The 23,894-nt window shown below is 42.9% G+C and carries 17 protein-coding genes; 5 read left to right on the top strand and 12 right to left on the bottom strand.

Going from position 1 to position 23,894, the window contains the following annotated elements:
* Positions 1-33 precede the first annotated feature (33 nt).
* The 8 genes from ANME2D_RS13520 to ANME2D_RS13485 all read right to left on the bottom strand — a co-directional run bounded on the left by ANME2D_RS13520 (position 34) and on the right by ANME2D_RS13485 (position 16,642).
* The gene (locus ANME2D_RS13520; protein ID WP_048092719.1) at positions 34-10,653 is read right to left on the bottom strand and encodes a carboxypeptidase regulatory-like domain-containing protein; all 10,620 of its coding nucleotides are present in this window, start codon (positions 10,651-10,653) and stop codon (positions 34-36) included.
* 65 nt (positions 10,654-10,718) lie between these two features.
* Entirely contained in the window at positions 10,719-11,405 is a 687-nt protein-coding gene (locus ANME2D_RS17080; protein ID WP_052368934.1) for a signal peptidase I, read from the bottom strand.
* 5 nt (positions 11,406-11,410) lie between these two features.
* Entirely contained in the window at positions 11,411-12,883 is a 1,473-nt protein-coding gene (locus ANME2D_RS13510) for a hypothetical protein (protein WP_048092717.1), read from the bottom strand.
* Position 12,884: 1 nt separating this feature from the next.
* A complete protein-coding gene (locus ANME2D_RS13505) occupies positions 12,885-13,469 on the bottom strand; it encodes a hypothetical protein (protein ID WP_048092715.1) in 585 nt (194 codons plus the stop codon).
* A 35-nt stretch (positions 13,470-13,504) separates the two neighbouring features.
* On the bottom strand, positions 13,505-14,065 hold the full coding sequence (locus tag ANME2D_RS13500) for a hypothetical protein (RefSeq protein ID WP_048092709.1): 561 nt from the start codon (positions 14,063-14,065) through the stop codon (positions 13,505-13,507).
* Positions 14,066-14,069: 4 nt separating this feature from the next.
* Positions 14,070-14,669, bottom strand: a complete 600-nt coding sequence (locus ANME2D_RS13495) for a hypothetical protein (RefSeq protein ID WP_048092707.1) — start codon at positions 14,667-14,669, stop codon at positions 14,070-14,072.
* A gap of 104 nt (positions 14,670-14,773) precedes the next feature.
* A complete protein-coding gene (locus ANME2D_RS13490; protein ID WP_048092705.1) occupies positions 14,774-15,985 on the bottom strand; it encodes a hypothetical protein in 1,212 nt (403 codons plus the stop codon).
* A gap of 447 nt (positions 15,986-16,432) precedes the next feature.
* The gene (locus tag ANME2D_RS13485) at positions 16,433-16,642 is read right to left on the bottom strand and encodes a DUF2283 domain-containing protein (protein ID WP_048092703.1); all 210 of its coding nucleotides are present in this window, start codon (positions 16,640-16,642) and stop codon (positions 16,433-16,435) included.
* Between the two features lie 399 nt (positions 16,643-17,041).
* On the opposite strand from ANME2D_RS13485, the gene ANME2D_RS17075 reads away from it, so the two are divergent.
* On the top strand, positions 17,042-17,593 hold the full coding sequence (locus ANME2D_RS17075) for an acylphosphatase (protein ID WP_198527436.1): 552 nt from the start codon (positions 17,042-17,044) through the stop codon (positions 17,591-17,593).
* Positions 17,594-17,732: 139 nt separating this feature from the next.
* Here ANME2D_RS17075 and ANME2D_RS13475 read toward each other — a convergent pair whose 3' ends face one another.
* The 4 genes from ANME2D_RS13475 to ANME2D_RS18175 form a co-directional block, all read right to left on the bottom strand.
* On the bottom strand, positions 17,733-19,025 hold the full coding sequence (locus tag ANME2D_RS13475; protein WP_048092700.1) for a cytochrome c3 family protein: 1,293 nt from the start codon (positions 19,023-19,025) through the stop codon (positions 17,733-17,735).
* Between the two features lie 190 nt (positions 19,026-19,215).
* A complete protein-coding gene (locus tag ANME2D_RS18495; protein ID WP_198527435.1) occupies positions 19,216-19,368 on the bottom strand; it encodes a hypothetical protein in 153 nt (50 codons plus the stop codon).
* 13 nt (positions 19,369-19,381) lie between these two features.
* Positions 19,382-19,537: a rubredoxin gene (rd, locus tag ANME2D_RS17515; protein WP_081810293.1), complete on the bottom strand. Its 156-nt coding sequence runs from the start codon at positions 19,535-19,537 to the stop codon at positions 19,382-19,384.
* 241 nt (positions 19,538-19,778) lie between these two features.
* Complete coding sequence (locus ANME2D_RS18175) at positions 19,779-19,925, bottom strand: hypothetical protein (protein ID WP_157834129.1); 147 nt, start codon at positions 19,923-19,925, stop codon at positions 19,779-19,781.
* A 174-nt stretch (positions 19,926-20,099) separates the two neighbouring features.
* Here ANME2D_RS18175 and ANME2D_RS13470 point away from each other — a divergent pair, with 174 nt between their 5' ends.
* The 4 genes from ANME2D_RS13470 (at position 20,100) to ANME2D_RS13455 (ending at position 23,639) form a co-directional block, all read left to right on the top strand.
* A complete protein-coding gene (locus ANME2D_RS13470) occupies positions 20,100-20,795 on the top strand; it encodes an RNA ligase partner protein (protein WP_048092698.1) in 696 nt (231 codons plus the stop codon).
* Position 20,796: 1 nt separating this feature from the next.
* Entirely contained in the window at positions 20,797-21,123 is a 327-nt protein-coding gene (locus tag ANME2D_RS13465) for a hypothetical protein (protein WP_320408819.1), read from the top strand.
* Between the two features lie 150 nt (positions 21,124-21,273).
* The gene (locus ANME2D_RS13460; RefSeq protein WP_081810292.1) at positions 21,274-22,557 is read left to right on the top strand and encodes a PGF-CTERM sorting domain-containing protein; all 1,284 of its coding nucleotides are present in this window, start codon (positions 21,274-21,276) and stop codon (positions 22,555-22,557) included.
* Positions 22,558-22,937: 380 nt separating this feature from the next.
* A complete protein-coding gene (locus ANME2D_RS13455) occupies positions 22,938-23,639 on the top strand; it encodes a polyprenol monophosphomannose synthase (RefSeq protein ID WP_052368932.1) in 702 nt (233 codons plus the stop codon).
* Positions 23,640-23,894: the final 255 nt, after the last annotated feature.

Below are 23,894 nucleotides of genomic sequence, written 5' to 3'. Positions count from 1 at the left end.
CATTTTTCACATCTATGCTCCGTTCACTTTTTTCTAATCAACAGTCCAGTTCCATATTCTGGATACTGAATCGTAAATATCACTGGCAATTGCAGTAACATTGTATAATCCTATATCTGCTGTAGAGTTAGTATAACTTGCTGATGCTACATTTGAATTACTCTCTACTATAGAGCCATTAATATACCAGGTAACATCTGCAGTTCTATTAAGCATTATTTCAAATGTTTGAGCTGTACCGTTTGTAGTGGTGGGATCACTAACCGGTGATGATGATGTAATAGATAGAGGTACATCACTTATAGTCACCATTATAGTTTCACTCACAACACCGCCGTAGTTATCGCTTGAATTGAAGTACCAGATATAGACTCCTGCATCTCCATAACCAGGCGTCCAGGAGAATTCACCTGTAGTTGTGTTAAAGGTTCCTTTTGTTGCATTAGTGCCATAGGTTATAGTATCATTATCAGTATCGGTTGATGATACTGTGAAGGCCATCAATTTCCCTTCATCTACAGCTCTGTTTCCGATCTGGGATTGAACCGGGACATTATTGGGTATAGTAGTATTGAACCACACCTTAGTCTGGTTAACATTACCAGAGGTATCCACTGTCTGTGCGCTGATGTTCTGGGTATAATGCGGTGACAGGGTGAGATTGAGGTAGTTAGCAGGCTTACTAACGTTCTGCAGTGTAGTGCCATTGCTGTACCTGAACCACACATAACTGAAATCAGAATCTGCTGGATTGATCCATGTGTTGTTTATAAAGAAGTTACCTGTTATCATAGATGGATTTGATACTGAAGCAGGCGGAGTAGTATCTGCGGCTTGAGCCGTCCTGATACTTAAAATTGATGAGTTTTGTCCCCAGTTATTATATGAATCGTTGGCTCTGACCGCGTATTCGTATAAGGTATCTGCAATCAACCCTGTATCGTTCCAGTATGTGTTCTGGGTGTATCCAAGATTTGCAGAGTTTCTGAATATCTGGTAATAGTTTGCATCTGCTATTGTATCCCAGCTAAAGTTAACAGTCGTCTGGGTCAGAGTGTCGTTTCTCAACCCGGTGACCTGAGCAGGAGGTGTAGTATCATAGATCGTCTTGTTCGCATTTATGATATCTGCGCCGCTAATTGTAACCTCTAAATAACCAGTATCAAATCCTGACTTTGAGAAGCTAAAGTTGTAGGTACCATTGAATAGACCGGTTATCAGATAGTAACCAGACGCTATCGTAGTACTCTGGTAGCTGCCATTCTGCACTAGAACATCCCCCAATCCCGAACCGTAATTATCGAATACGTAGCCGCTCACACTATAGGTAGGCTGTGCAATAACTGTCCAGTTCCAGGTTCTTGAGGCTGAATCATAACTATCACTGGCAATTGCAGTGATATTGTGCACTCCTATGTCTGCCGTGGAGTTGGTATAACTTGCTGATGCTACATTTGAATTACTCTGAATTATAGAGCCATCAATATACCAGGTAACATCTGCATTTCTGTTAAGGTTTATTTCAAATGTTTGTTCTGTACCAACTGTTGTAGCGGGGTCATTAACAGGTGATAAAGATGTAATTGACAGAGGTACATTGTTCACAGTTATGGTTATTGCTTCTGTTGCAACTCCACCGTAGCTATCGCTTGAACTGAAGTACCATATATAAACCCCTGCATCCCCATAGCCTGGAGTCCATGAGAACTCTCCCGTGGTTGTATTGAAGATACCTTTTGTGGCGTTTGTACCATACGTTATCAGATCGGAATCTGTATCTGTAGCTGTAACTGTGAACTGCAGAAGTTGATTCTCATCTATGGTTCTATCCCCAATTGATTCTTGAATCGGGACATTGTTGGCAACCTGTGTATTCTGCGATATAGAATTTAAGCTCAGGCTTCCGCTTCCTGAGCTGTTATATGCCCATACAGTTATATTACTCCAGCCATGTGGCCCGACTGATGTATTATAATAAGTATTAGTCGTTCCATTTATCCAGATACCATCCACACTGATGTTATAGCTATCAGTTAGATTGCCTGCTCCTGCCTGCCACGTATAGTTGATCCAGAAGTTTCCTTGAGTACTGGCAAGGTTCACTGGATCTGGCGGGATATATTCTGTTGGTGGACTCACGGCTACTGTAATTGTAATAGTTTCACTTGCTACACCGCCATAGCCATCGCTTGAACTGAAGTACCAGATGTATATTCCTGAATCGCCGATGCCTGTCTGCCATGAATATTCCCCTGTTGCGGGATTAAGTGAACCTCTTGTTGCATCTGTACCGTATGTTATTGGATCTAAGTCTATATCCGTGGTTGACACATTGAAGATCAATAGATCTCCCTCGGTTACGGTTCTATCTCCGATCGGTGCTTGAACAGGTGCATTATTCGGTATAGTGGCGTTGAACCACACTTTCGTTTGATTAACGTTACCAGAGGCATCCACTGTCTGAGCACTGATACTCTGGGTATAATGTGGTGACCAGGTGAGATTCAGGTAGTTCATAGGATTACTAACGTTCTGCAGGATATTACCATCACTGTACCTGAATAATACATGATCGAAATCAGCATCTTCTGGATTGATCCAGGTATTGTTTATATAGAAGTTGCCTGCTGTTGTGCTTGGATTTGATACTGAACCAGGTGGAGTAGTATCAGCAGCCTCAGCGGTCTTAACACTCAAAATTGATGAGTTTTGACCCCAGTTGTTATATGAATCATTAGCCCTGACATGGTATTGATATAAAGTATCTGCAATCAACCCGTTATCGTTCAAGTATGTATTCTGGGTATATCCAAGACTGTCAGAGTTTCTGAATACCTGGTAATAGCTTGCATCTGCTACTGGATCCCAGCTAATGTTAACGGTTGTCTGAGTCGGAGTGTCGTTCATCAACCCGGTAACCTGTGCAGGAGGTGTGGTATCGTAGATTGTCTTGTTCACATTTATGATATCTGTGCCACTAACTGTGATCTCTAAATAGCCAGTATCAAATCCTGGTTTTGAGAAGCTAAGGTTGTATGTACCGTTAAGTAGACCAGTTATCAGGTAGTAACCAGATGCTATTGTGGTGTTCTGATAGATGCCGTTCTGTACCAGGATACCTTCAAGTCCTGAACCATAGTTATCGAATACGTAGCCGCTCACACTATAGGTAGGCTGTGCAATAACTGTCCAGTTCCATGATCTTGAGGCTGAATCATAGCTATCGCTGGCAATAGCTGTAACGTTGTATGTACCAATGCTTGCTATAGAATCGGCATAGCTTGCTGAAGTAACACTTGTATTGGTATGAGCCTGAACTCCGTTCATGTACCATGCTATATCAGCAGTTCTGTTCAGAGTTATACTGAAGATCTGAGCCTCACCCTGTGTGGTTATGGGATCGGATGATGGCGAGGATGAAGTAATAGATAACTGTATGTCGTTTACAGTTATGGTTATTGTTTCGGTTGTAACACCGCCGTAGCTATCGCTTGAATTGAAGTACCAGACGTAAGCTCCTGCATCTCCATAGCCAGGTGTCCAGGAGAACCCACCTGTAGTTGTGTTGAAGGTTCCTTTTGTGGCATTAGTGCCATAGGTTATAGCATCATTATCAGCATCGGTTGATGATACTGTAAAAGTCAGCAGTTGCCCTTCATCTACAACTTTATTTCCAATTTGCAATTGAACCGGGACATTATTGGGTATAGTCACATTAAACCATATTCTCGTTTGATTAACGTTACCAGAGGTATCCACAGTCTGTGCGCTGATATTCTGGGTATAATGGGGCGACCAGGTGAGATTCAGGTAGTTCATAGGATTACTGACATTCTGCAGGGTGGTGCCGTTGCTATACTTGAACCATACATAATTGAAATCAGAATCTGCTGGATTGATCCATGTGTTGTTTATAAAGAAGTTACCTGTTATCATAGATGGATTTGATACCGAAGCAGGCGGAGTAGTATCTGCGGCTTGAGCCGTCCTGATACTTAAAACTGATGAGTTTTGTCCCCAGTTGTCATATGAATCGTTAGCTCTGACCATGTACTCATATAAGGTATCTGCAATCAGCCCGGTATCGTTCCAGTAGGTATTCTGGGTATATCCAAGACTGCCAGAATCTCTGAATACCTGGTAGTAGCTTGCATCTGCTATTGGATCCCAGCTAAGGTTAACAGTTGTCTGAGTCGGAGTGTCGTTCATCAACCCGGTAACCTGAGCAGGAGGTGTGGTATCATAGATTGTTATATTCATATTGGTGATATCTGCACCATTAACTGCAACCTCTAAATAATCAGTATTAAACCCGGCTTTGGAATAACTGAAGTTATAAATACCATCTAGCAGGCCGGTTATCTGATAGTATCCAGAGGCTATAGTGGTATCCTGTTTACTGCCATTCTGTACCATGACATCTACATCTCCTAATCCTGCGCCATTATTATCGAACACATAGCCGCTCACACTGTAAGTAGGCTGCTCTATAACAGTCCAGTTCCAGGTTCTTGAGACTGAATCATAACTATCACTGGCAGTTGCAGTAACGTTATACATTCCTATGTTTGCAGTAGAATTAGCATAGCTCGCTGATACCACACTCAAATCAGTCTGAACTATAGAACCATCAATATACCAGGTAACATCTGCATTTCTGTTAAGGTTTATTCCAAATGTTTGGGCTGTACCAACCGTAGTGGTAGGATCGTAATCAGGCGATGAGCTTGTGATCGATAGAGGTACGTTATTCACGATTACTGTTATTGTTTCAGTTGCAACTCCACCATAGCCATCACTGGAGTTGAAGTACCAGATGTATGTTTCTGAATCGCCGCTGCTTGTCTGCCATGAATATTCTCCTGTTGCGGGATTAAGTAAACCTCCTGTTGCATTTGTACCGTATGTTATCGTGTCTGAGTCAGTATCTGTGGCTGATACATTGAAGGTCAATAGATCTCCCTCGGTTACTATCTTGTTTCCAATTGTTGCTTGTACCGGTGCATTGTTCGGTATAGTTGCATTGAACCACACCTTAGTCTGGTTAACGTTACCAGAAGTATCTACAGTATGTGCGCTGATATTCTGGGTATAGTGCGGTGGCCAGGTGAGATTTAGGTAATTCGTAGGATTACTAACGTTCTGAAGTGTAGTATCATTGCTATACCTGAACCATACATAATTGAAATCAGGGTCTTCTGGATTAACCCAGGTGTTGTTTATATAGAAGTTACCTGTTATCATGGCAGGACTGGACACTGAAGCAGACGGAGTAGTATCTGCGGCTGGAGCTGTTCTAACACTCAAAATTGAAGAATTTTGGCCCCAGTTGTCATATGAATCGTTAGCTCTGACCACATATTCATATAAGGTATCTGCAATCAGCCCGGTATCGTTCCAGTAGGTATTCTGGGTATATCCAAGACTGGCAGAATCTCTGAATACCTGGTAGTAGCTTGCATCTGCTATTGGATACCAGCTAAGGTTAACGGTCATCTGAGTCGGAGTATCGTTTCTCAACCCTGTGACCTGAGCAGGAGGTGTAGTATCGTAGATCGTCTTATTAGCACTGGTGTTATCTGCGCCGTTAATTATCACTTCTAAATATCCAGTATCAAATCCTGGTTTTGAGAAGCTAAAGTTGTAATTGCCGTTCAAAAGACCTGTTATCGAGTAGTAACCAGACGCTATTGTGGTGTCTTGGTGGCTGCCATTCTGTACCAAGACATCTACATCTCCTAATCCTGCGCCATTATTATCGAATACATAGCCGCTCACACTATACGTAGGCTGCTCTATAACAGTCCAGTTCCAGGTTCTTGAGACTGAATCATAATTATCACTGGCAATTGCAGTAACGTTATACATTCCTATGCCTGCCGTAGAATTAGCATAGCTCGCTGATACCACACTCAAATCAGTATGAACTATAGAGCTATCAATATACCAGGTAATGTCAGCAGTTCTATTCAAATCTATTCCAAATGTTTGCTCTGTACCTACAGTTGTAGTTGGATCGCTAACAGGTAACGAAGATGTAATTGATAGAGGTACATCATTCACAGTTACGGTTATTGTTTCACTTGTAATACCGCCATAGCCATCACTTGAATTGAAATACCAGATATAAATCCCTGCATCCCCATAGCCAGGAATCCATGAGAACTCACCTGTTGTGATGTTAAATGTACCTTTTGTGGCATTTGTACCATACGTTATCAGATCAGAATCTGCATCTGTAGCCGATACTGTGAACTGCAGAGGCTGATTCTCATCTATGGTCTTATCCCCAATTGGTTCTTGCATTGGAATATTGTTGACAACCTGTGTATTCTGCGATACTGAGGCTGAACTTAAACTTCCGCTACCTGAATTGTTGTAAGCCCATACAGTTATATTGCTCCAGCCATGTGGCCCAACACTGTTATTATAATAAGTGCTGTTTGTCCCGTTTGTCCAGATACCATTAACATTGATGTTATAACTATCAGTCACATTGCCTGCTCCTGCCTGCCATGTATAGTTGATCCAGAAGTTTCCTTGCGTACTGGCAAGGTTCACTGGATCTGGCGGGATATATTCTGTTGGTGGGCTCACGGTTACTGTAATAGTTATAGTTTCACTTGCTACACCGCCATAGCCATCACTGGAACTGAAGTACCAGATGTATGTTCCTGAATCGCCGATGCCTGTCTGCCATGAATATTCTCCTGTTGTGGGATTAAGTGAACCTCTTGTTGCATTTGTACCGTATGTTATCGTGTCTGAGTCAGCATCTGTGGCTGACACATTGAAGATCAATAGATCTCCCTCGGTTACGGTTCTATCTCCAATCGGAAGCTGGATTGGCATATTGTTCGGTATAGTTGCATTGAACCATACCTTCGTCTGGTTAACGTTACCTGAAGTATCCACTGTCTGGGCGCTAATATTCTGGGTATAATGTGGTGACCAGGTGAGATTGAGATAGTTATCAGGATTAGTAATATTCTGCAGGATAGTGCCATCACTGTACCTGAACCATACGTAACTGAAATCAGTATCTTCTGGATTAACCCATGTGTTGTTTATAAAGAAGTTACCTGTTGTCGTACCTGGATTTGATACCGAAGCAGGCGGGGTAGTATCAGCAGCCACAGCGGTTTTAACACTCAAAATTGAAGAGTTTTGTCCCCAGTTGTCATATGAATCATTGGCTCTGACCACATATTCATATAAAGTATCCGCAGTTAGTCCTGTATCATTCCAGTAGGTATTCTGTGTATATCCAATGCTTATGGAATCTCTAAATACCTGGTAATAGCTTGCATCTGCTATTGAATCCCAGCTAATGTTAACAGTTGTCTGAGTAGGAGTGTCGTTCATCAACCCGGTAACCTGGGCAGGAGGTGTAGTATCGTAGATTGTTATATTTGTATTAGTGATATCCGCACCATTAACCGCAACCTCTAAATAATCAGTATTAAACCCGTATTTAGAATAGCTAAAGTTGTATGTACCGTTCAAAAGACCTGTTATCGAGTAGTAACCAGATGCTATTGTGGGGTCTTGGTAGCTGTCACTCTGCACCAGGACATCTCCTAATCTCGCACCATTATTATCGAATACATAGCCGCTCACATTATACGTGGGCTGTGCGATAACAGTCCAGTTCCAGGTTCTTGAGGCTGAATCAAAGCTATCACTGGCAATAGCAGTAATATTGTATACTCCAATGCCTGCTGTGGAGTCAGTATAGTTTGCCGAAATTACACTTAAATTACTCTGGACGGCAGAGCCATCAATATACCAGGTAACATCTGCAGCTCTATTAAGATCTATTTCAAATGTCTGGACTGTGCCGACTGTTGTAATAGGATCGCTAACAGGTGATGAGAATATAGCTGATAAGGGCATATCATTCACAGTTACGGTTATTGTCTCACTTGCTACACCGTCATATCCATCGCTGGAGTTGAAGTACCATATGTAGATTCCTGCATCCTCATATCCAGGTATCCATGAGAACTCACCTGTAGTTGTGTTGAAGATTCCCTTTGTAGCATTGGTGCCATATGTTATTGTATCTGAATCTGCATCCGTGGCTGATACATTGAAGGTTAACAGCTCTCCCTCGGTCACCGTTTTATCTCCAATCGGAAGCTGGATTGGCACATTATTCGGTATAGTGGCATTGAACCATACCTTCGTTTGATTGATATTGCCATATATATCCACAGTCTGAGCGCTGATATTCTGGGTATAGTGCGGCGCCCAGGTTAGATTGAGATAGTTAGCAGGGTTACTGACGTTCTGCAGGGTCGTATCGTTGCTGTACCTGAACAGTATATGATCAAAGTCAGCATCTTCTGGATTAATCCAGGTGTTGTTTATAAAGAAGTTGCCTGTTGTTGCATCCGGGTTGGATACTGAGTCAGGCGGAGTAGTATCATAGATTGTTATGTTTTCATTTGTATTATCTGAGCCACTGATTATGATCTCGAAATACCCGGTATCAAATCCTGCCTTTGAGAAGCTAAAGTTATATGTGCCATTGGACAGATTGCCTATTGAATAATATCCGGATTCCGGTGTCGTGTTCTGATAGCTGCTGTTCTGTACCAGAACATCCCCAAGTCCCAGACCATAGTTGTCAAATACATACCCGCTCAGGTTGTACCTGGGCTGCTCGATAACAGTCCAGTTCCATGCTCTTGATGCCCAATTATAGCCATCTGAAGCAAATACTGTTACGTTGTATACTCCAATGCCTGCTGTAGAATTAGTATAGTTTGCTGATATTATACTTGAATTACTCCCTGCTATAGAATCATTAACATACCAGGTGACATCAGCAGTTTTATTAAGAACTACCTCGAATGTCTGGGCTGTATCTTCTGTTGCAGTCGGATCTTCAACAGGTGACCAGGATATAATTGTCAAAGGCATATTTACTGTTAAAACCGATGAGTTTTGTCCCCAGTTATTATAGGAATCATTTGCTCTGACCATATATTGATATAGAACGTTCGGAGTTAGCCCGGTATCATTCCAGTAGGTGTTCCGGGTATACCCAAGACTATCGGAGTTCCTGAATAACTGGTAATAATTTGCATCTTCTACCGGATCCCAGCTCAGATTAACAGTTGAATTGGTCAGATTATCACTCCTCAACCCGGTAACCTGAGCGGGTGGCGTAGTATCGAAGATAGTCTTGTTCATATTCCTTACTATAACCCCTCCGTTGAATGTAAATTCAAAATAGCCAGTATCAAATCCTGCCTTTGATAAGCTAAAGTTATAAGTGCCGCTGGACAGATTGGTTATTGAATAATAGCCGTCCATTATAGTTATATTTTCTGCGGTTATGTTATCCATGGTGCCCTTCACAGTAACTCCTTCCAGGCCAATACCATAGTTATCGAATACATATCCGCTTATACTGCTAAGGCCGTCTCCGCTGCCTCCTATGCCGCTGCCTCCGTCTCCACCACCTCCGCCTCCTCCGCCGTCTCCACCGCTTCCACTGGCGGTAACAGTCCAGTTCCATGTCCTCAGGGCCGATGTATAGCCATCATCGGCAGTGGCTGTTATATTATAAACTCCAATAGCTGCATTAGAATTGGTATAGCCTGATAATGTAACACCCAGTACTGTAAAGATCTCAGATCCATTCTTATACCAGGTAACATCAGCAATCCTATCGAGAGTGATAGAGAACGTCTGGACTGTACCAACTGCTGTAGTTGGATCACCAGCAGGTGATGAATTCGTAATAGATAGAGGTGTTATTATCTCATACTCAACATCGAAATACGGTTCCTGGCGTACCTTGAAATGTATTCCCCCGGTCGGTGCAGGCCAGCCCACTGAATGACAGGATATGCAGACAAGACTGCGGTACAGATGGGGGACTGTATTGATACTCGTAAAAAAATTACCTGGATGGGGTGTTAAATTATAGGCTTGATGGCATCCCTCACACGTGGTTCTTCGTACTGAATGCTGCTGAGTTGTGAATTTAGTATCATCTCGATTATGGCAGGTTCTGCACCATGCTTCCAGGTTAGAATTGGTGTTGTTGTGGTAGGGCACCTGTGTACCATTCTTATCAAGAACGACTGCATGACCTCCGACTGAGACAGCATCGAAGATATCCTTATGGCAGTCTTTGCATGATAAATTTTTCACATTATGGTCTCCACCCTGCCTCATAGCATTATAGGAGAGATTCAGCTCTCCTGTGGTCGTGACATCAGAGATGACCCAGTCCCCGTTTTTGTTCATAATGGTATAATCGATATATTCAGGCCTGGAATAGTTCACAATTACGTTATAGGTTGTATGGCAGGCAATGCAGCCTTCTGAGCCCAGGCTTGCAAAGCCTGGATGTGCCTCACGTGTATCGTTCAATCGCACAGATGAATGGCAGTCTTGGCATGTGGGTTTGGTGTTGGTATGGTTATTTTCTGATCTGGTATGGCAGAACGTACATGAGTAAGAGGAATGCTCAGATGAAGCTGATAGCTGCATTTTGATATCCCCGTGGCACTTTGTACACTTATCCTGTACGCTCTCGTAGAACTGATGGTCACCACCAACGAATGAAACGGTCTGGCTCAAGGTGGTCGTTGCAATTGATACCAGCACTATTATATATATTACCTTGTTCATTTTCGATGGAAGTTATTGTCGATCCACATTTTTAATCACCACTCACGACACTGAAATTTTTCTGTTCATATCTTATTACCAGCCATGGACATTATTAAAGCAATAAGAGCGATTGCTGTAAGGACATATCCCCATGTCCGTATGGTCAAAAACATCTGCTGAATGAATTCGAACTTATCACCGTACTTATAGAGCCTGCCCTCTTTGCTAAAATCGAGAATGAAATAAGAGCCAATGTCCTTGATCACAACAGGATTGTCCCTTATAACAACGGCCTTTCCAATAATATCGTCCCTTGTGGTAAAATAGTCGTCAACAAGAGGGTTGTTGTCACCTTTGGTTATCACTATATTATCCCGTATATCAATAACCCTATGGGTCACCGGGTTTATAACATTTCTTGCTTTAAATGTTACAATATCCCCGACCTGTGGTTCTTTAGACATGGTTTGAGTCAATATGAGATCCCCCTTTTTGAATTCTGGTACCATGGAATCTGAGACGACAGCCTGGAGCATAATCATCTTTAAACCAAGTGCAAGTATCATGATCATAAGTACGGTTAACATAACAGCATCCTGACTGCGGGTATCCTTCTGGATCTGGGCAGGGCTGTACCTGTTTCTCATGAACCTGGCTGAGAGGAAGTGCATCATTTTGCTGTTCTCTGATTTGTAGAGGTAGAAGACTAACAGTAACAGTGCGAAAGATCCTGATACAAGCGCTGGTGTTGTATAATCTATCACTTTCATTATAATCAGGGCCTTCTTCTTGTGATCTTTTTAACATTCTGTACCTTACCGGCCAGATACTCCCTCATACCGGATAGTCTGTTTTTCTTCGGTTTTTCCTCAGATGCTTTCGCAGGAGCTTCAACTTGAGGCATCTCATCTCCGAGCAGCCTCTTTCTTACATAGTAGAGCACGCCTGTGAACACGAGAAGCACAACTACTGCTGAGACTTTTAGTGGGTTTTCTTCAAGCCGCTTCATGACAGGGCTATCTCCGAGCGATGATCCATCAGCTTCCTGTACGAACACATTCCTGTAGAGCTGGGGTGCGTCGGATACTGTGATCCTGTTTATCCCCATGCTTCTCAGGGTTACAGGTATATCCACGGTTTTTTCCTCAAGGTACTGAAAATTCAACTCAGCCGATCCGATCGGCTCTCTGTTAGAGTACACTGTGATTGTTTTGGTCCCTGTCTTACCATTATTGACCGCTGTCACTGAAACGATCACGCTGCTGTCCAGAGGCACGAACTCCTTATCAACGTTCATCCCTGTGATCTCGATCCTGGGTACATCAAGCCTTGTAGATTCGGTCTCGTTCTTGATGGTGAACATCAGTTCAGCATTCTTATATTTTACATCAGGCGTATCAGCGCCAAAGTGAAGTTTGAACGTACCGATTTTACCTGCTTTGGCATCGAAGATGACCGTAGAGGTATTGAACCCCTTAACAGCGATATCCTGTGTTGACACGATGCTGTTATCCACCATCATGACCAGTTTGAATTCGCCATCATCTTTGTAATTATTATCTACCTTTACTTCAACTTTGAGTTTCTCACCCAGTATCCGTTCCATACTGTCATCAACAAAGCGTACATCACGGATAAGGAACCTGTCAGGCGGATATGTTGTTACTGATTTGTCGATCTGGAAATAAAGGAACGCCTGAACAACAGCATCACCCAGTGGTTGAATAATACCCAGTTCTTCAGCATTAGAGCCTGTCTCATAGAATGTCTTGTATTTTTCAGGTTCACGCGCAATAGCAAACGGGTCAGTAGTTATATTATCCCAGGCGTCCCTGTTTATTTTATCATATACTATAACCCTGATCTTGTAATTTCCTTCCATCCAGTCGGATTCGGGATGGAGGGTATAATAAACAACGCTGGGCTCGTAACTGCGTTTGAAGGATTCTATCTTCTCTACGGCAACAATATTATCAAACGGGTCATAGACAACATAGAAAAATCCCAGAGCTGACATGCGCCTGTAGGACAGGTTGCCGGCATAAGAATAGATTATAATGTCAGCTTTTGGGTCCGGAGGGTATATGCCAGACCAGTGTTTTGTGTAGTTATCGATCCCTGCGACCTGTGCAGCAAGATCGAACCTGAACTCCCCCTTTGCTGATTCATCCTGTGCTAATCCAGGCTGTACATACTGTATATACAGCATGAGAGCGATCAAAAAGATAAGTATTATCGCTTTTTTCATCTCAGATCACCGTAACATCGGATACCGCAAGCACATCACCTGACCTGTTCCCGAAGGTCTCTACCCTGATCCTGTAAGCAGTGCCGGTCCCTCTGATTGTTATATTGTTCCCGTCTGATATCGTATCGATGCTCATCGCAGCAGGGCGCGTCCAGTTTATCGAGACTGCTGTGGCAGTGTGGCAGGCGATACAGTTAATATTTGTATTCTGTTCCATGCCGTACCTGATAAAAGCATCATGGATAGTATCGGGTACACTGCCCAGATATTCGGAATGGCAATCTGCACACAGGACAGTGCTTGCGGCATGGGCCAACATACCTGGTGTGGTATTACCCACCCCATCGCCTGATGCGTACTGAACACTTTTCTGGATACGGTGGCAGTCTGCACATGTGAAGTTGCTGTGTGTAAAGCCTGTATGCAGATCTAATGCTATATCCCCGTGGCATTTCTTGCATGGTATTTGATTGCCCTCAGGGTCGATATTATAATAACTGTGCTGTCCGCTAAACAGGGAAAAGGTACCGGGTATGTACCATAAGGAGACCCCGACCAGAGCAAGCATTGCCCATACTACCCTCATATCATTCCCCCATCACTCCCATAACCCACTCCCCATCACTCCCATAACCAGAAAGCTGTTGTTTTATAGACGATAACGCCTGTCGGGCCTGTGATGCGTATCGGTAGTATCAGGATATCCCCCTCCTTTGGTTCATTTCCATCTTTGAAGAATAGAGTGAGGGTATATGTACCTTCACCTGTGTAGGTTGTGGAGGCCCAGTAGCTTGCCGGGGCCGAATCCAGCTTATTGATGCGGGCATTGACATCTATTTCAGGGAACTTTGGAATACTATCCACTCTCTTATAGAAGAACGGCACACCTGACTGCTCGAACGTGACATTGTTGACCAAGGGCGTGTCATCCTCTGTTAAATTCGTGGAGATCGTAAGTATAAGCGTGGGTTTTGCCACTCCGAGCCTCACTACATAATCTGTTACCCATTCCAGTAGTTTTGTCAATATGTCCGAGCCGGGTATTGCCACTCCAAACTCCACTGCATTATTTGCCACTCTGAACTCCACTGTATGGTCATACAGGTAGTATCCGGATGCAAGGAATATCAGCAGTACTACCGTAGATACTTTAGTATATTTGATTGTTTTTTCCTTATCCATTTTTTTACCTCCCTATTCCAAATATAGCGTAGAACAGGTCTTTTAAGAAATTAAATATTGTGAAATTTTCTAGTACGGATTTTCCTTGCTCTTTGCCAGGTATAGGAGAAGTGTTCTCTGCTTTATAATTCCTGCCTTCTGCCCATGAGCCGTGACATATGGGACATGCCCTGCCAAGGTTCTTGATATGTATGGAATGAACCTGGTTGCCGTGACAGGATACACATTCAAATCCCTTGCTCTCGATCTTTATTACAGTGAAATTATCCTCGGTATGGCAGCGCGTGCAGCTTACTGCACTGTGACCGCTGTGGAAGATCTGTTTATCACTGCCCTCAACCATGGTGTTCCCTATATGGCATGACCTGCAGATCTTCGGGTTATGTTCTTCCTGCAGTTTGGGCACATCGAGGAAATAATAATGACAGTTCCCGCACTCCTCGCTCCCATAAGGTGCACCAAGAGTCTCTTCATGGCATCCAAAGCACGGGGTAGGCTTATGCCAGTCCCGGATATACTGGGCAGACCCCGGAGTCAGTATAGCAGAAATAATGAAGAGCCAGAGAGCCGCTATTTTTATAAATATTTTTGTTGTTCGATTCAATACGAAATATGTCGTATGCAAGAGTATAAATAGTTTGCTTTTTCGTTTAACACATTTATAACGATTTAAAATAAAAAAAAGAGAAATGGGAAAACCCATTTCAGTTACGTTGTCAGTGCTGTCTCGCTGTCGTCCGAATCGTTGCTAAGACCAGTGATGACCTTTGCTTTATCGCCGCCGATATACAATGTCTCAGTTGGAGTCCAGCTATAGTCCTGGTCACTAATTGCGAATGTGCTGCCGGTACTGTTGCCGTACACTGAGATATTGACCACGCCTTCAGCCGCGTAGCCGCCGACGCCCCAGCTGCCATCGTCAAATGCATTGGCATCCAGCTTGATCTTGTACCTCTTCTGGAAGTTGATGTCCACTGCCACGTGTGTATGACATGCCACACATGCAGCATTAGCCGCGCCGTACTGGAATCTCAGGATTCCTCCTGGATCTTGCTTCACGAATGCATTGTGGGCTTCTGCTTCTCCTGTGTCACCCGGTGCATCTGTAAGACCAAATCCGCCTGCTGCAAGGTCAGTCCAGTATCGTCCACTTGGTCCATAGTGACATTCCTGACATGTTGAACCAGATTCTGCCACTGCTTCATCATTTAACAACCTGGTATAATGTCCTAATGGATATTCTCCACCATGGCATTCCATACATGAGACCAGTGATGCAGCATGGTATCTTGTACCGGGGTTGACTGCTTTGGAACCTGCACCATTCAGATTCAATACCTGATTGTCTCCTGTTCCTGTCCAGACAGCATTCGCCAGTCTTAATCCTGTATATCTTGTGGTTTCATTTGTATCAAGCGGTTGTCCTGTTGTTCTATTATATGTTGATACTTCTCGTTCCCTGTTAGCAGTTAATACTCCTCCCGGGGTTGTGGGACTGAGTTTATACTGACCTCTCGGACCAGATACTGTTGGATCGCTCCCATTAATGGTCATTGGCCAGCTCTTATTTTCTAAGTCATTCATTGTAACTGCCAGGAATCTTGTATTTGCTGGGGTACCATCGCCGTATCTAATAACTCCATATGCATTATCACCGCTTGATGCTCCTGCCTCTGCTCTGTGACAGTACTCGCACTGGAAGTTTGAATGCGGTCCTTTTGTTCCTGTAACAGGATTTACAGCCTGTCCGCTCAATTCTGCTTTTACGTCACCGTGGCATTTCTGGCACGGTATCTGGTTGCCTGTTGCATCTATGTTGTAGAAGGTGTGCTGTCCTGCGAACAGCGCAATTGTTGACGGCAGGGCGAACACGCCGATCCCAACAAGTGCAATCACGGCTAAACTGAATTTCCTATCCATATTCTACCTCCTTGTTTTTACCTATCCGTTCCATGCAGGCGATCCCTTGTCCAGATAGAACTTGGGTCTTCACTCCTGTTCAGATAGAACCTGGGCTCCCACCCTTGTTCAGATGAATTTGGGCACCTGCAATTTAATGTACCGATAAGGTACACATAGTGGATTAGATGATATTTTTTATATATATGCTTTTCGTATTTGGTTTAAAAGTTGGAGGATGGTTGCGCATAAGAGCCTATCCGAAAAGTAAAAAAGCGTTGTAAATCTGCGTTCATCTGCGTTCATCTGCGTTCATCTGCGGTTCCTTTAATTTTATAAACCGCAGATAAGCGTACTATTAATACTTTTGGTCAACATTAGCCTTATGGCGCCGGGGGTGCGACCCCAGATCCCATGGGATGCGCCGCTCAAGAGCGGGGTTTAACATGAATATTCAAAATAAAAAAATTAAGCTTCTATAGGCAGACCTACCGTAACATCTTTGATGCTCGCAATGGGCATCCTTTTTGATGCATCCAGAATCTCTATGGAAAGAACTTTGCCGTCTTTGGTATAATCTATTATTATGCCTTCCGCTATTTCTTTGCTTATCTCATACTTTCCTTTCTGGAATTGTATGTTCATTGCATCAGATTCAGGGTCGTATGTTATTTTCATTTTCTCATCTCAATATCTCTCTGGGTGGGTATAATATGCAGATATCACAATATATGCATCACTTTCTTTTTCATATACAATCCTTAGCAGTTTGTCTTTTATAAGTTTATGCACGATTTTTCTTCCAAAATTGCCGTCCAAGACATCATCGGGATTTTTAATAGAGTCTTCAATTATTTATTTTGAAATGTCTCTTTCGGATAATTTCTCTTCTGCATGGTTTGTATAAGTGATATTCATAGGGGGTTTTGTTCATCAACGGACAAATAGTATATATAACTATGTAAACCTTATGATACTTCAAATATTTAAATACCTCAGCAATAAAACCGCAGATATACACTAGCACATCTGCGGTTAATATTTTATTGAATCAAGAACCAAATAGGAATGAAAGCTATGCAAGTAAGAGAAATGCAAAAACTTAAAGTTAAGATCACGGGCAGTAAGGTGCATGATGTAGGATATCGTGTTTTCCTGGTCAACAAAGCCCTATCGCTTGGCGTGGATAGTTTTAATGCTTTCAATACATATTTTGATGGCACTCAGACAGTTATAGCAATCATTGAAGCAAATGATGAAGCAATCGAGGAGTTTAAAAATTACGTCACAGACTTCAGGCCAAAAGAAGCGATCATGGAAAATATCTCCTTTGAGGATTACAGGAACACTGTTCCCCCTATAGAGCGTGTTATGCAATCGTTTCAGATGGAGCAATGGGGTAAAGGAATACCTATTCTTTTACAAATATCTGAAAAGCTGGATAATAATACATCCATTCTGAAAGAAAATACCTCCATTCTGAAAGAGAATACCTCCATTCTGAATGATTTCAAAAATGAAACAAATGAAAATTTGAATCGGCTTACAAACATCATGACAAAGCATGATGTTGATTCACAGGAACGGATTGCTAATCTAACAGTAGAGATATCCGCTATAAAAGAATGACTTTCCCGCCTGGAGTCTGCGATCGGTTGAACAATGCGGGTATATAAATTACATCCGAAATATCTAACGATCTACTGACATAGAATATAGCAGGATAGCAAAAAAAAGGAAGAGGTAAGAAATCCAGTTCCTGTTTCATTTACGGCTCTGCTATCAGTGCTGCCTCGCTATCGTATAGTTCTGCCGTCAATGCTGCCTTGCTGTCATCCGTAGCGTTGTATAGACCGGTGATACGTTCTCCTGTGCCGTTGATATACAGATCTGTGCCAGGTACCCAGTTAATGCTCTTGTCACCAGTTGCGTATGTACCACCACTGCGGTTGCCATACGTCGGGATGAAGACGCTGCCTTCAGCCGAGTAGTCGCCGACATACCACTCACCATTTGAGCCTGCGACTGCATCGAGCTTGATCTTGTACCTATTCGTGAAGCTGATGTCCACTGCCACATGCGTATGGCATGATACACAGGCTGCATTGGCTGCACCGTACTGATATCTCAGGATATTTCCCGGATCTGTTTTCACGAATGCATTGTGGGCTTCTGCCTCACCTGTATCCAGATTTATCAGCTCGCCTGTCTCCAGATCCACTCTCAAGTCTTCTGTAAGGCCGAACCCTCCGGCGCGCAGGTCGGTTACTAAATTGATAGCCTCGCCATAATGACAGTCCCCGCACTTTATACCTTCTGTATTTACTCTTTCGTCATCGATCAGTCTGCTGTAGTGACCGACCGGGTATTCTCCGCCGTGACATTCCATGCAGGAGACCAGCGATGCTGCATGATACTTGCTGCCCGGATTGACTGATCTGGAACCTGCCCCGTCAAGATCAGCCGGTTCATAATAAGCTCCTCTCCACCTCCAGTTCGTGATCCTGGTTGGATCAAATCCACCGAACCTTGTAGTCGGATTCGTATCGATCGGTTCACCGTTCCTGTATGCAGGGCGCAGATACGAACCTGCGTATCTTAATACGCCTGTGCCACTACCAGGACTTATACTGCCTATAACACCCGGTGCTGCTTCACTTATGTCTCCTTCAGCAAGTATATACTCAGGATATGCTCTTGTCTCATAATCGTATATAGAGATCACAAGACTCCTTTCTCCGTCTCCATTGAATCCGTCTCCTCTGTAATAGATAAGACCGTATCCATCATCTCCGCTTGAGTAGCCCTGCTCAGCCCTGTGGCAATACTCGCATTTGAATTTCGCATGCGGTCCGGGCGTTCCTGTGGTCGGAGAATATCCAAATCCACTGCCCAGTTCTGCTTTCACATCACCGTGGCATTTCTGGCACGGTATCTGGTTGCCTGTTGCATCTATGTTGTAGAATGAGTGCTGCCCTGCGAACAGCGCTATCGTTGCTGGAAGAGCGAATACACCTATCCCAACAAGTGCAATTATGGCCAGACTGAATTTCCTGTCCATAATCTATTCCACCCCTTTGCTTACCTATTCCTTCTTGATCCCCTCATTCAAAAAGAACCCCAAACTCCACCATTACATTTTTACGTACTAATAAAGTAAATGTTGTTTTTTTATATATGCTTTTCGTACTTACCAGTACTCAGGATAATGCCACGGCTCAGGCATTCGCTTTTTCTGTTACAGAGTCGTATTACTTTACCTCAGAATTCATCGAATGACACGCAGGACAGCGAAGGTTTTTTCCTATTCCCTTGAACTCCTTGCCGCAATCACGGCATATATACTCGTTCACCTTTGCCTCGCCTGATATGTCAATATCGAACATATCACCTACACTGCACATTCTCTCACCTCATTTAAATTTTCTCAAACATATCTTTTCCCACACCGCACAGAGGGCATACCCAGTCATCCGGCAGATCCTCAAAGGCAGTTCCGGGTTTGACTATCGGGTTATCCCCGATCTCAGGATCGTAGATATAACCGCAGACAGTACATCGATATTTTGCCATGGCATTAGTTTTAATTCCATGAAGTTAAATAACTATCGCTCCAGAGAATAGGTGATTACCAACGCCTATCCAAAACCATTGGTAACTTTTTCCCATACCATTGTATTCAGCTAATATAAACAACGAACTGGTACGAACTCGATACGAACTTGGGCTGATGAGTTCGTTTAAGTTCGTTTTGAGTTCGTTGTTAATCGTCTTTAAGTGGTGAATCCATGGATTGGTAACCACCGAATAGCACTTAGCGTATTTGCATCATCTGTGGTCTCAGGAAATAAAGTCGGTAGCGCAGGCACTCTTTGAAGTCATTTCCCTGGAAATCGCAGGGGACTAGATCTGCGGCAATGCATTTCTCTTCTGAATAGTAGCTGCATTTTTCAGATGTCATTAATCAGACCTCAAGATAGGATAGTGAAGCCGGGTATTATTTTTTTCGGTTGCATCGGTTTTTGGCGCGATATCTACAGTGAAGTTCTTAAATAACCAGAACAATTCTTGAGCAAAACAGACCCTGAAGAAAAATACTACTAATTTAACGTAATAAAATACAATAATAGTTCACATGATTAGACAGAGATTTGTATTGGATACCAGCGCACTTACCGATACCCAGATGCGAGAGCTTGAAGGGGGTACACTCTGTACTGCAATGGGCAGCATACTTGATATCATAGCTGAGGCGCGCCTGTATCTCGGGATCAGTTGCTACATCCCGTTCCCATCTGTATATAATGAGCTGAGAGAATTTTCAAAGAGCAACGGCTGTGATGAAGATCTGCTTGCAAAGATAGATACATGGCTTGTCAAAAAAACCCCTGATAGATACGAGGTGAAAATCCCTGCCAAGATATTCTATGATTACGTGGATTTCATGAGAGGCCGCATCAACAAGGGTATGGATGTTGCCGAGGAAGCGATCTGGGCAGGCGCTACAGAATGTCTCTTCCGCACTACCAAGGCACGGACAAGGCATGAGATCGAGCCAGAGATCGAACGCCATGTGATCGGTGAGATTATAAGCAAATTCAGGGACAAATACAGAAATGCACTGCGCTATGGTATTCTTGATAGTGCACCTGATATTGATGTGCTTTTGCTTGCAAAAGAGCTTGATGCTGCCGTGGTGGCAAGCGATATGGGCATCCAGAAATGGGCTGAGCAGCTCGGGCTTCGCTTCGTAAATGCAAAATCGTTTCCAGCAATGATAAGAGAGTACCTGAAACGCACAAAGCCTGAGAAAGTGGCAGGTGTGGTCTAGCATGGTGTACGTATATATTGCAGCGTTCGGGTTTATAGTGATTATTTTTCTTACTCTGCGGGATATCCGTATCTATCATCGAACTAAAATAGAATCATATCGAAGAGGCGCCCTGCGGGGTATGGCTGCAGGCGCTCTTGCATTGATAGGACTGAGTATAACAGAAGCTAATCCACAGATTGGCTTAACAATAATACTTGTTGCGGTCTATATCAATGGAAAGGGCAAACGGGAGGATGTGTTCGGGGATGCGCCAATGATAAAGAGATTACTTGGAGAGACGACTATTAAAAAAAATAAGACATCCGTGGATATGAAGAAGGCATAATTGCAGAGGCAATGATGAGCTCATTTAACAAAATATATAAACCTGCTGCGTGATAATACTCATGGACTTCCTGGCGTCCCCGCGCTATTTCTCTTATGCTACGGCATAAAAGGGGAAGTCCACTTACTGATAATAAAATTGTGGGATGTTATGTATCATAAAAAAGCTATAATAATTGCCGCACTGCTTGGTTTCCTGCTTGCCAGTGCAGTGCATGGCGCGGTTCCTGCATGGGATAAAACCTTTGGAGGAGTAAATAACGAATCAGCGGCTTCTGTACAGCAAACCTCGGATGGCGGGTACATAATAGCAGGAACTACGTTCACATATGGAGCCGGAGGCTCAGATGCCTGGCTGCTAAAGATCGATGCTAATGGAAGCAGGCTGTGGGACAGGACATTTGGTGGAATAAACAACGAATCGGCAGCTTCTGTACAGCAAACCTCGGATGGCGGGTACATAATCGCAGGGACAACGTTCACATATGGAGAAGGCGGCTCAGATGCCTGGATTATCAAAACTGATTCTGGTGGAAAAAGGCTGTGGGATAAGACTTTTGGTGGAATAAATAACGAATCAGCGGCTTCAGTACAGCAGACATCGGACGGTGGGTATATAATTGCAGGGACCACGTTCACATATGGAGCAGGCGAATCAGATGCTTGGCTGATCAAGACAGATGCCAATGGAAATAGACTTTGGGATAAAACATTCGGAGGGATAGAAAATGAATGGGCAGCCTCAGTACAGCAAACATCGGACGGCGGATATATAATAGCAGGAACTACGTTCAGCTATGGAGCAGGCGGATCAGACGCCTGGCTGATCAAGACCGATGCTAATGGAAGCAGACTGTGGGATAAGACTTTTGGAGGAACAGGTAACGAATCTGCAGCTTCTATACAGAAGACATCTGACGACGGGTATATAATCGCTGGGACTACGTTTACATATGGAGCAGGCGGCTCGGATGCCTGGCTGCTAAAGACTGATGCTAACGGGAGTAGACTATGGGATAAGACCTTTGGTGGAGTAAATAACGAATGGGCATCCTCAATACAGCAAACCTCTGACGACGGGTATATAATATCAGGGACTACGTTCAGCTATGGCGCAGGTGGATCAGACGCCTGGCTGATCAAGACCGATGCTAATGGAAGCAGACTGTGGGACAAGACCTTTGGTGGAGTAAACAACGAGTCAGCAGCCTCTGTACAGCAAACCTCTGACGGTGGATATATAATATCAGGGACTACGTTCAGCTATGGCGCGGGAGGTTCAGATGCCTGGTTGCTATATGTTTTAAACGATGAATCAACAATAGCTACTTCATTGCTCCTCGAAGTACCTAAATCTGCCCGGGGTTTCAAAATTATAATGTCGGTAATTGGACTGCTGGCTGCCGTATATATAGCTAAAAAATATAGAAAATAAACATTCGATCAAAGTTAGGTATTACGTAAAACAAGTAGAGTTCCGATCTAATTGCTGCTCTAAATACAATTCAAATCCAAAATTGAATTGAACAGGTTTTTTTAGTGATGATGATTATAATACTTAAAAGTATTTAAGCCAACAGATATATATAGAGGGATTGTATCATGTGGGGGTTATCTGAGACACTAAAAATAGTGAAAGATATGATCTGGATAACACAGATCTTATGCCCGGGCTGGTTGTTCAATACACGACCTAATATCATCAATTTATACTACAAATATCAAACTCCTGTCTCTGTTAGTCCTGACCTGCAAAAAAACGTATAAAGAAAGGAATAAAAAAACGTATAAAAAAACGTATGAAAGGGAATAAAAATGATAACAATTATAATTCCTACATATAATGAAAAAGATAATTTGCCAATAGTGGTGGATGCTATTTTCTCAGTGTTTAATGATAATTTATTGCAAGGAGATATTGTAATCGTGGATGATAACTCTCCTGATGGAACCGGAGAGATTGCCGACGAACTCTCGATAAAGAATAATAAGATTAAGGTACTTCACCGAAGGCGTAAAGAGGGTTTAAGCAGCGCAATAATACAAGGATTTAAATATACTGGATCCAATATAATTGGGGTGATGGATGCTGATTTAAGCCATCCTCCGGAGATGATTCCAGAACTTATCAGGCCCCTGCTGGATGGTGAATCAGAGTTTGTAATCGCAAGTCGATATATAAGAAAAGAAAAAATCGAAAAGTGGCCGCTTAGCAGAAAAATGATCAGTCGGGGAGCAACTATACTTGCAAGGCCATTAACAGATGTCAGTGATCCGATGAGTGGCTTCTTTTTTTTAAAAAGAACTGTTATTGATGGGATTGAACTCTCTCCAATCGGTTATAAAATAATGCTGGAGATTATAGTTAAAGGAAGATATATCAATATCAAGGAAATTCCTTTCACCTTCAAGAATAGATATAAGGGCGAGAGCAAGTTAAACTGGAAGGAACATTTAAACTATGTGCAACATTTAATTAAACTATACAGGTATTCTGTGATTTCCTCCCACCAATAAATTTACGGGCATAAATAAGGGGATTAGCCCTGATTTATCGTATATTCCGTACCTTTTAGAGAGTGTATAGCTTAATTAATTTTTTATTCGTCCTGGCCGTTTTAAATCCAGGGGTACTGAATACGGGATTTATCCTAATAAATTTTTTATCCATGATAATGATGAGTATTATACTAATAATATTTTTTCCAAGCGATAAATATATATGGTTTAATGAGTTGTATTATGTGTTTATGTAATACAGTTCTGAATAAA

The organism is Candidatus Methanoperedens nitratireducens (assembly GCF_000685155.1).
GTDB classification, from domain to species: Archaea; Halobacteriota; Methanosarcinia; order Methanosarcinales; family Methanoperedenaceae; genus Methanoperedens; species Methanoperedens nitratireducens.
The sequence above is the reverse complement of the archived record's forward strand: the minus strand, read 5'-3'. Positions and strand labels throughout refer to the sequence as shown.